Source organism: Rugosimonospora africana (assembly GCF_016862975.1).
GTDB lineage: Bacteria > Actinomycetota > Actinomycetes > Mycobacteriales > Micromonosporaceae > Rugosimonospora > Rugosimonospora africana.
Genome location: NZ_BONZ01000113.1, coordinates 1 through 9,698 on the forward strand (window position 1 = coordinate 1; position 9,698 = coordinate 9,698).

Genomic DNA, 9,698 nt, shown 5'->3' on the forward strand with positions numbered 1-9,698 from the left:
CGCCTCGACCTCCTACGCCAACGCATCCTGCTACCGGACTAACGACAACCACGGACCGTAACGCTGCTACAAAGATGATGCCGTTGGTGATCTTGAGCGGGTGAGGTGATCACCGGCGCGTCGTCGACGCGGAACTGCTTTCTGCTGTTGAGATGGCCGGATGTCGATGGGATGTGGTTCGGGTAGGCCGATTCCAGTGGAGACGGCGCGGGTGGCGTGGTCGGCTAATCCGAAGGGAACACCGGCGATGTGGGTTCGGGACCGGTTGGATTGACCTGTTCGTCGACGAGGACTTCGCTGATTGGTTCCCTGCTGATGGGCGGCCAGGGATATCCCCGGCTCAGTTGGCGTTGGTGTCAGTGCTGCAGTACGCGGAGAATCTCACCGATCGGCAGGCGGCTCGCGCAGTGGCGTGCCGCATCGACTGGAAGTACGCCCTCGGGGTGGAGTTGACTGAACCCGGGTTTGATCATTCCGTGCTCAGCGAGTTCCGTGACCGTCTCGCTGAAGGTGACCGGGCCGATCAGCTGTTGGCGGTGATGGTCGAGCGGCTGGTGGACGCGGGGTTGGTCAAGCGTCGGGGTCGGCAGCGGACGGATTCCACCCATGTCCTGGCTGCGGTCCGCAAGCTGAGCCGGGTGGAGTTGGTCGCGGAAACGATGCGGACCGCGATCAAGGCAGTCGAAGCCCTGGACGAGGTCTGGCTGGCCGGTGTCGCTTCGCCGGGTTGGGACGCCCGTTACGGGCGGGCGGTGCGGCACGAGCGCCAGCCGGCCGGGGCGGCCGCGGTGGCCCAGTACGTTGAGCAGGTCGGCGCCGACGGCGTGGAATTGTTGCAGGCGGCCCTGGCAGCGGAAGCGCCATCGGCTATCCGGAACCTCGCCGAGGTGGACATCCTGCGTCGAGTCTGGATCCAGCAGTTCTGGTACGACGAGTCGGGCAGGCTCCGGTGGCGGGAAGCCAAGCAGTCTCGCGCGCGTATGAGTAGACAAGGTACCGCCCGTCGTTCCTCCCGCGCCGGTGCCGCCGGCGACGATGCGGAGCCGGCCCGAGTGCCGTGGTCGAGCCTGGAAATCGTCTCCCCACACGATGCTGAGGCCCGATTCAGTCACAAGCCCGGGAAGATTGAATGGGTTGGCTACAAGGATCACCAGACGGAGACCTGCGATGACGACCGGCCCCGTGTCATCGTGCACGTGGTGACCACGCCTGCGCCGCAACAGGACATCGACGTGCTGGGTCGCATCCACGACGACCTCACAGGGCGGGGCCTTGAGCCGAACGAACACCTCCTCGACAGCGGGTATGTCACACCAGAAGTCGTCCACCATGCGGCAACGCGACACGCCATCACCGTTGTCGGGCCCGTGCGACTGGACCCGACCGCCGCCGAAAGCCCAGGGTTCACCAAGGAAGACTTCCACATCAACTGGGAAGACAAGACGCTGACCTGCCCGCAAGGCACGACCAGCCCACCCTGGAAACCCACCATGGCCGACCGCAAACCACGGCTGTCAGTCCTGTTCCGACGATCGGACTGCCGCGGCTGCTCTGTGCGCCTGCAATGCACCGGCAACGTCGACGGCAAGGGACGTCACATCCTGCTGCTACCACAACCGTTGCAGGAGATCCAAACCCGCACACGAGCCCAGCAGAAGACCCTCGAATGGCAGAAACGCTACGCGATGCGCGCCGGCGCGGAGGCAACCGTCTCCGAAACCGTCCACGCCCACGGCCTACGTCACTGCCGATACCGCGGACTCGCCAAAACCCACATCCAACACGTCCTGACCGCCGCCGGGACCAACGTAATCGGCCTCAGCCAACACTCACCCCGTTAACGACTCCACACCAAGATCACCAACGGCATCCAAAGATTGATCCAGAACCGAGATCACTGGCCGTTGACAAGAGGGCTCGTTTCTGCCGCTCATCCGGACTTTATCCGGTGGTGCCCCCGGCAGGATTCGAACGTGCGCCACCGCCTCCGCAGGGCGGCACCGATGGAGCAACCTACACCCCAGCGCAGCACGTGGTAGACGTGCACGGCGTCGGCGTCGGCGCCGAAGATGAGGAAGAAACTTCCGGGGTACCCAAGCTGACGTTGACATCGGGCAGGCTCGGGCGGCGTCTGTGCTGGGTTGCCCGGCGTCGTCCTGGACGCCGGTCTCCCACGGTGGTCCGTCCGGCAGCTCGAAGAAGCCGTACTCCCGCCAGGGCGGCAGTCTCCTGAAGCTCGACCGTGGACCCGGCCTTGAGAGATTCCACCACCGCGAGCGTCTGCTCACCGTTGCCCTGGTACCGCGACAAGCGGTGAAGCCCATCCCCATAGCATCATGGCAGGCGCCGTACTGTCCGGTGCCTGCCCCGCTGGCCCGCGACGAGTGTGGTGCTCGATGCCGGTGAAGACGTAGTAAATGCGGCCTTCGACCCGACCTGGCGTTCGGGGCGCCGCTCGCGGTGCGCTACAGGATGGCGAAGTACGCGGATCGTCACAACTCTGGATCTCTTCGATGCGTGGCGTGAGGAGGACGCACTGTTCGAGCGCATCTTGTTCCCCGTGGCTGAGGCCGAGGCGTCGCGGCCCCTGGCCCGGCGGCGGGCGGTTGGACAGCTGGAACGCCCGCATCAGGCGGCCGATCGGGCATCGACGCGATCTCGTCGAACGGCTTGCTGGACGTGTCGTTCAGCAAGTCTCTGGGATACGGCGCCATCCACGAAGGCGTACGGCGCGAATGACCTGTGATGTGACGATGCTGACTGCGGAGTGTGAACATGGGAGCGCTGTTCGGTGTATTGCGTGCGCAGATCGAGGCCAACGCCCAGCAGGCGGTGGAGATCTTCACGAGCGAGGTGCCCGAGTACGAGGCGTCGCGCAGGGACGTCATCGACCGGGATGACATGGTCGACTTCGCGGTCTTCATTCGTCGGCGCACACTGGACCTCGCCGCGAACGGGCGGCCGCTGGAGGAGAATGATTTGTCGACCTTCGCCGAGGCGGGGCGGATCCGGGCCGAGGCGGCGTTGACGCTGGCCTCGCAGCAGCGGGTGGTGGACCTGCACACCGGGCGGCTCCTGCACGAGATCAGGGCGGCCTCCGGCCCCAACACCATCGGCGACCTGCTGCGGCTGGTCGGCTGGTTGGGCGCCCAGGGGGTGCGCGCACGGGCGGCCTACCTCAATGGCTACCTCGACGGCGCGGATCCCCCCAACGCCGTGGCCGGCCGGATGGAACTGCTTGCCCAGGCATTGATCGCGGACGAGCCGGTCGAATGGCTACCCGTGGACGGGCTGGGTGTGCCAATGTCCGACCGATACGCGGTGTCGGTGCTGCGGATACCCAGCCCGGTGCCCGCTTCGCAGCGTCACGGGGTGAGTCATGCCCTAGCGGACCGCCGACTTGTGACGGCGTGGTTGGCGCCGGACGAACTGGTAATCCTCACTCCGCTGGACGGCGCGAGCGAGGACGTCCCGCTCGAGCAGGTCCGGTCGACAGTCGTAGCGATTGGACGGGCGTGCCAGGTCGGCTCCGTTGACGGCGTGATTGGGCACCTCGCGGAAAGCCTGTCCCTAGCCCGGGGTCTGAGCCGGGTCGCGCCGCTGGAGGATAAGCCGGCGCGACGGTATGCGGTTGCCGACCTTTTCGCCGAGCTGTCGGTGGCCGGAACGCCTCAGATCGACACCTGGCTGGGGGGATTCGCGCAACGCCTGGCCGCCGGGCCGAGTCTGGTCGAGACGCTGTACGCGTACTACTGCCACGATATGGGGCGGCTTGCGACTGCCTCGGCGTTGATCATCCATCCGCGGACCCTGGACTACCGGTTGCAGCGAGTTCGCGACATCACCGGCCTCGACCCCGCGTCGACCGCTGGGGTGAGGATCCTCAGCGTGGTGGTGGCCCGCATCCGGGCCCGGGAGCTGTTTTGAGCGGGATTTCAGTTTCTTACCAGATCCGCCAGTTGATTCGGCACAGCTGACGAAGACGTCGACCGCAGCCGATCGGCAGAATACCTGAGGCGGTCCTGGAGGTCCGCCTGGTGAACTTCCGACGGGTAATTCCCAATCCGATCGACTTCTCGTCCATCGGCGTGCGCTGTGGTCACTATCTGCAGGATCGGGAACGGCCCGGCAAGCCGTGTCTGTAAACGTGGAGGACTCATGTCCGCAACGGCGGCAGTCGACGCACGTGGATTGCGGAAGACGTACCGGTTTCGCGACACGGACGTGGCCGCGGTGCAGGGTGTCGACCTGTTCGTCGAATCAGGGCAGATCTTCGGCTTCCTCGGACCGAATGGAGCGGGCAAGACCACCACGCTCCGGATGCTGACGACGCTGTTGCCGATGGACAGCGGGACTGCCACCATCGCCGGTATCGACCTCGCCACCCGGCCGGCGGAGGTGCGCCGCCGCATCGGGTATGTGGCGCAAGGTGGGAGCACCTGGTATGAGTTGACCGCTCGCGAGGAACTTGTCCTGCAGGCACGCATGTACGGCTGTTCCAGGGCCGACGCGGTGCGCCGCGCGGCCGCCGTGATTGAGGCTTTCGAACTCAACGACTGCGCGGACCGTCGGTGCAAGACCTATTCGGGTGGCCAGCGGCGCCGAGCGGATGTGGCCCTGGGCGTCATTCACGATCCAGGGTTGCTCTTTCTTGACGAGCCGACCGCCGGGCTGGATCCGCAGAGCCGGGCGCACATGTGGATCGAGATCCGCCGGCTACGTGACAACGGCATGACGGTGTTCCTCACCACGCATTACCTGGATGAGGCCGACGCGCTCTGCGACCGAATCGCGATCATCGACGATGGCCGGATCGTTGCGGAGGGCAGTCCGGCGGAGCTGAAGCGGGAGTTCGCCGGCGACGTGGTCAGCATCGGACTCAACGGTGCCTCGCAGGCCGCCGCCCGGCTGTTCGAGCATCAACCCTACGTGCGGCGCCTGGAGGCACCGGGCGACGGCGGGCTGCACCTGTACGTGGATGCCGCCCAGAACGCGGTACCACTGATCCTTCGCGTCCTGGACCGCGCCGGTGTCCTGCCAGAGTCGGTCGAACTGCACAGGCCGAGCCTCGATGACGTCTTTCTGGCCAAGACCGGCCGCTCGTTGCGCGACTAGTGGCAGGAGAACCTACATTGACGATGTTGCGCGAAACGTGGCTGATTGTGGAGCGTCAGCTGCTCCTCCTGCGACGTAGCCCGGCCTGGATGATCACCGGCGTGTTACAGCCCGCCCTCTACCTCGTACTGTTTGCCCCGTTGTTGAAGACAGCACTGCACGCTGGATCGACCGGTCAGGCGTACGAGACCTTCGTGCCCGGCCTGCTGGTGATGCTGGCTCTCTACAGCACGTTGTTCGCTGGCTTCACGCTCATCGGCGAGCAGCGGGCCGGTGTGCTGGAACGCCACCGAGTCACCCCGGTCAGCCGGCAGGCCCTGCTTCTCGGCAGGTGCCTGCGCGAGGTCATCTCGTTGCTCTTTCAGGCCAGCGTCATTGTCGTCTTCGGTCTGCCGTTCGGACTGTCGGTGTCGATCGGCGACCTACTTCTGGTGTACCTGTTGCTGGGCCTGGTGGCGCTGCTCATGTCCATGCTGTCGTACGCCGCGGCGCTGCGGCTGCGTAGCGAGGATGCGCTGGGTCCGGTGCTGAACACCGTCACCCAACCCCTCCTGTTGCTGTCCGGAGTCCTGCTGCCCATCACCGCGGCCAGCGCCCCGGCCTGGCTGCTGGACATCTCCAGGGTAAATCCCATGACCTGGACGGTCGACGCGGTGCGGGCACTGTTCGCCGGTGACCACGCCGATCGCAGCATCTGGGTGGCGGTCGTCACGACGGTCGTGTTGACGGCCGTCGTGCAGGTCTGGGTCGGCCGATTGTTCGTCCGAAGTGTACGGTGAGGCCTTGGCGGCTCGCGCACCGGACGAGCCGCTGGAACGCTCCGTCGCGCTCGCCGAAATGTCCCGGTCCCTGGCCGAGTGTGCGGAAGAGGGCCGGATCGTTTTGGTGACCGGCGAGGCGGGCATTGGTCGCTCGACGTTGGTGCGGCACTTCGCGCAGCAGCGTCCGGGAGTTGGCGAACCGCTCATCGGGTTGTGTGATCCGCTCACCCGGTCGCGTCCGTTGGGGCCGCTGTACGACATCGCGCGGCAGTGCGGAGGCCGGCTCGCCGAAGTACTGGCCTCGCACGGGTCTGATTCCAATGTGTTCTCCGCGCTGCTCGACGAGGTGTGCCGACGGGGGCGGACCGTTGTCGTGTTCGAGGACGTGCACTGGGCGGACTCGGCCACCCTGGGACTCCTGGCATTCATCGGCCGCCGGTTGGACCGGGTGCCGGCGCTGGTCGTGCTGACCTACCGTGATGACGACCTGCGGACCGACCATCCTCTGTACACCGTCCTGGCCGGTTTGCCGGCCCGGCTGGTTCGCCAGATACCGCTGCATCCGTTGTCGCCGGCCGCCGTCGACGTGCTCGCTCGCCGCAAGGGCGCGGTGGGTGGGGATCTGTACAGGCTGACCGGTGGCAACCCTCTGCTCGTGAGCGAGGTGCTGGCGGCCGATGACGAAGCCGGCACGCCGGCCCGGGTCCAAGCCTTGGTGCAGACCAGGTTGGCCGGCCTCGCCGAACCGGCTCAGCAGATGATCCGACTGCTCGCGGCGAGCCCGTCCGGGCTCGATCGGGGTGTGCTTGCCAAGTGCGGCGCCGACGACCCTGCTGCGCAGGCCGATGGCCTGGCCACCGGCCTACTGGTGCAGACTGAGGAACAACTCGGCTTTCGCTATGAGCTCCTGCGGCGAACCGTGTACGGCCTCCTACCCATCGCCGTGCGACGCGAGCTGAACCGGGCGATCCTGGATGTGTTGGTGGCAAGCGACGCCGATCCGGCGCGACTGGCGCATCACGCGGCGGAGTGCGGAGACGAGGTCGTCGTACTCCGCTATGCGCGGATGGCTGGCCGACGTGCCGCTGCCGGGCAGTCACACCGCGCGGCCGCCGATCACTTCAAGGCGGCGTTGCGGTATGCCGACCAGCTGTCCTGCCAGGACCGTGCCGAACTGTGGGAGCTGTTCGCGGAGCACACGTTCTGGGCGGGCGACGCCGCAACCGCGATCGACGCCCGCCGCGCTGCCGTCGCCATTCGCCAGCAGCTCGCACAGCCGGCCATGGTGGCAGACAACCTGCGGTGGTTGTCCAGGCTTTTCTGGTGGGCGGGCCGGCGCCAGGACGCTGAGCGGGCGGCGGTGTCGGCCGTGGAGCTGCTGGAGCGTACGGGCACGGACGGGCGGCAGCTCGCGCTGGCCTATGGCAATCGCGCCGAGCTCGGCGTGCAGACCAAAGGTCCGAGTCGGGCCATCCGCTGGGCCGCCCAGGCGCTCGACGTGGCGGAGCGCCTGCATGACTCGTACGCTGTCGCCCATGCCCTGACAGACCTCGGCACGGCGCGCCTCGCAGCCGGGCTGGTCGGCGGGCGAGACGACCTGCACCGCGCTCACGCGCTCGCCCGACGACACGGGCTGGCCGGGGAAGCCGTCCGTGCCTTGACCAGGCTGGCCACGTACGGCGTCGAGCAGCGCGACCCCCGCGCCTCCGGGGATCTGCAACGGGCGTTGCGGTTCGCCACCGATCACGAGCTGCTGCCCGCGGTCCGGTACCTGACCGCTGTCCGGTCCCGGCTACGCCTGGATCGTGGCGACTGGTCGGGCGCCGAAGAGGACGTGCGGACCGCCCTCGCCCGGCCCCTGCGGCAAGGCCCGTTCGCGGCGATTGCGCTCGCCGTGCTCGGCCGGGTACGCGCGCGCCTGGGTGAGCCGTCGGCGGTCGAGTCGTTGCGCGCGGCCAACGCCCAGGCCGTGGACGCAGACCTGCGCCGGAAGGCCCCGGTCACCGTTGCCTGGGCCGAGTACGCCTGGCTGACCGGCGCCGCGTTGGACCGGGGTGACCTGACCAGCGCCTTCAGGTTGGCCTCTCGGGCCAGGCACCCCTGGTACGCCGGGGAGCTGGCCTGGTGGCTGCGGCGTGCCGGGGCGGACCCGCCGGTGCGGGAGTGGTACGCCGAGCCGTACCGGCTCCTTCTGAACGGCGACTGGCGGCGCGCCGCACAGGCGTGGGAGGACTTGGCCTGCCCGTACGAGCAGGCAGAGGCTCTGGCCTCCGGTTCAGACCCCGATGGGTGCCTTCGCGCGCTTCGGTTGCTGGACGTTCTCGGCGCGCACGGCGCTGCCCGAATGCTGCGCCGCCGGATGCGTGCGCTCGGCGAGTTGAGGATCCCGCGTGGCCCTCGCCCGGCGACCGCGGCCAACCCAGCGGGACTGACCGTCCGGCAGGCGGAGGTGCTCAGACTGCTCTCGGTCGGGCTGAGTAACGGGGAGATCGCCGCCCGGCTCACTCTGTCGGAGCGCACCGTAGAGCACCACGTCGCGGCGGTCCTGGCCAAGCTGTCGGTCGGATCACGGCGAGCCGCCGCGACCGCGGCCCAACGGCTCGGTCTGGTTGCCGCCGAACTGGGCGGTCCGGCTGACCAATCTAAGTGATGTCACGTAACCCGATGGCGGCCATCCAGCGGCCGTCGAACCGTTGCGAGTGGTCAATACCCAGCTGGCACGCGCCGACCTGCGCCGCAGGGCCCCGGTTGCGATCGCCTGGGCGGAGTACACCGGGCTGACTGGCGCGGCGCTGGATCCGGGCGACCCGACCCTCGCTCTGGAGTTGGCCACTCAGGCCCGGCCTCCCTGGTACGCCGGTGAGCTGGCCTGGTGGCTGCGGCGGACCGGGACAGACCTCCCGGTGCGGGGATGGTACGCAGAACCATACCGGCTCGTCATCACTGGTGACTGGCGGGGCGCCGCGGAGGCGTGGGAGCAGTTGGGCTGCGTGTACGAGCAGGCGGACGCTCTGGCCCGCGGCCTCGAGCCCGACGCGTGCCTTCGTGCGCTGGAGCTGTTGGAGGCTCTTGGTGCGCACGCCGCCGCTCGCGCGCTGCGGCGACTGATGCGGGGACTCGGCGGGTTTCGGATTCCGCGCGGCCCGCGCCCGACGACCGCAGTGCTGGCCAAGCTGTCGGTCGGCTCACGGCGGGCCGCTGCGGCAGCGGCTCGGCGGCTCGGTTTGCTGGCTGTCGAAGTTGGGCGGGGCGGCCAGCCAATCTAGGTGGTAGGTACCGATCCCGCCGGCTCGGGGGAGTGTGAGAGTGGAGCTGGCGACCGACCGGTGAGAGTGCACGCCACCGGCTTGCCTACGGATGGGTGCCGTGGTCGCCTCGGACACCAGCACATGGAAGGCAGGTGTAACCGGATGGACAACAACATGGATCTGATCGATCTCGATGATCTTGAGATCACTGAGGTCGATGTGAGGACGCTGCGGGACACGGTGGCGTTGCCGGAGACCGCCGCTTCGTGCGGTGACTCGGTCACGAGCCAAGGGTCGTGCTCCCATTCGAACTGAGGCACCTCGCAACCGGCTTGCCTACGGATGGGTGCCGTGGTCGCCTCGGACACCAGCACATGGAAGGGAGGTGTAGCCAGATGGACAACAACCTGGATCTGATCGATCTCGATGATCTCGAGATCACTGAGGTCGATGTGACGACGCTGCGGGACACGGTGGCGTTGCCGGAGACCGCCGCTTCGTGCGGTGGCTCGGTCACGAGCCAAGGGTCGTGCTCCAAGTCGAACTGAGGCCACCTCGCCACCGGCTTGCCTAG

At 67.7% G+C, this 9,698-nt stretch carries 8 protein-coding genes; all 8 read left to right on the plus strand.

All coding sequences use genetic code 11. The annotated features are described in order from the left end of the window. The first annotated feature begins 152 nt into the window (after positions 1–152). The 8 genes from Raf01_RS45625 (at position 153) to Raf01_RS45660 (ending at position 9,672) form a co-directional block, all read left to right on the plus strand. A complete protein-coding gene (locus tag Raf01_RS45625) occupies positions 153–1,841 on the plus strand; it encodes an IS1182 family transposase (RefSeq protein ID WP_239134503.1) in 1,689 nt (562 codons plus the stop codon). Between the two features lie 934 nt (positions 1,842–2,775). Continuing rightward, complete coding sequence (locus Raf01_RS45630) at positions 2,776–3,927, plus strand: PucR family transcriptional regulator (RefSeq protein WP_203924424.1); 1,152 nt, start codon at positions 2,776–2,778, stop codon at positions 3,925–3,927. A 231-nt stretch (positions 3,928–4,158) separates the two neighbouring features. Beyond that, on the plus strand, positions 4,159–5,115 hold the full coding sequence (locus Raf01_RS45635) for an ATP-binding cassette domain-containing protein (RefSeq protein ID WP_203924425.1): 957 nt from the start codon (positions 4,159–4,161) through the stop codon (positions 5,113–5,115). A gap of 23 nt (positions 5,116–5,138) precedes the next feature. After that, complete coding sequence (locus Raf01_RS45640) at positions 5,139–5,894, plus strand: ABC transporter permease (protein ID WP_239134504.1); 756 nt, start codon at positions 5,139–5,141, stop codon at positions 5,892–5,894. A gap of 4 nt (positions 5,895–5,898) precedes the next feature. After that, positions 5,899–8,526: an ATP-binding protein gene (locus Raf01_RS45645; protein WP_203924427.1), complete on the plus strand. Its 2,628-nt coding sequence runs from the start codon at positions 5,899–5,901 to the stop codon at positions 8,524–8,526. 43 nt (positions 8,527–8,569) lie between these two features. Beyond that, positions 8,570–9,142 (plus strand): hypothetical protein, encoded by a 573-nt coding sequence (locus Raf01_RS45650; RefSeq protein ID WP_203924428.1) that lies wholly within the window; start codon positions 8,570–8,572, stop codon positions 9,140–9,142. Positions 9,143–9,286: 144 nt separating this feature from the next. Further along, complete coding sequence (locus Raf01_RS45655) at positions 9,287–9,439, plus strand: thiazolylpeptide-type bacteriocin (RefSeq protein WP_203924429.1); 153 nt, start codon at positions 9,287–9,289, stop codon at positions 9,437–9,439. 80 nt (positions 9,440–9,519) lie between these two features. Then, positions 9,520–9,672 (plus strand): thiazolylpeptide-type bacteriocin, encoded by a 153-nt coding sequence (locus tag Raf01_RS45660; RefSeq protein ID WP_203924430.1) that lies wholly within the window; start codon positions 9,520–9,522, stop codon positions 9,670–9,672. Positions 9,673–9,698 lie beyond the last annotated feature (26 nt).

Excerpts from the sequence above, each read along its gene's own strand:
- Raf01_RS45625 (WP_239134503.1), top strand. The coding sequence starts at position 153 with ATGGCCGGATGTCGATGGGATGTGGTTCGGGTAGGCCGATTCCAGTGG.
- Raf01_RS45630 (WP_203924424.1), top strand. The coding sequence starts at position 2,776 with ATGGGAGCGCTGTTCGGTGTATTGCGTGCGCAGATCGAGGCCAACGCC.
- Raf01_RS45635 (WP_203924425.1), top strand. The coding sequence starts at position 4,159 with ATGTCCGCAACGGCGGCAGTCGACGCACGTGGATTGCGGAAGACGTAC.
- Raf01_RS45640 (WP_239134504.1), top strand. The coding sequence starts at position 5,139 with ATGTTGCGCGAAACGTGGCTGATTGTGGAGCGTCAGCTGCTCCTCCTG.
- Raf01_RS45655 (WP_203924429.1), top strand. The coding sequence starts at position 9,287 with ATGGACAACAACATGGATCTGATCGATCTCGATGATCTTGAGATCACT.
- Raf01_RS45660 (WP_203924430.1), top strand. The coding sequence starts at position 9,520 with ATGGACAACAACCTGGATCTGATCGATCTCGATGATCTCGAGATCACT.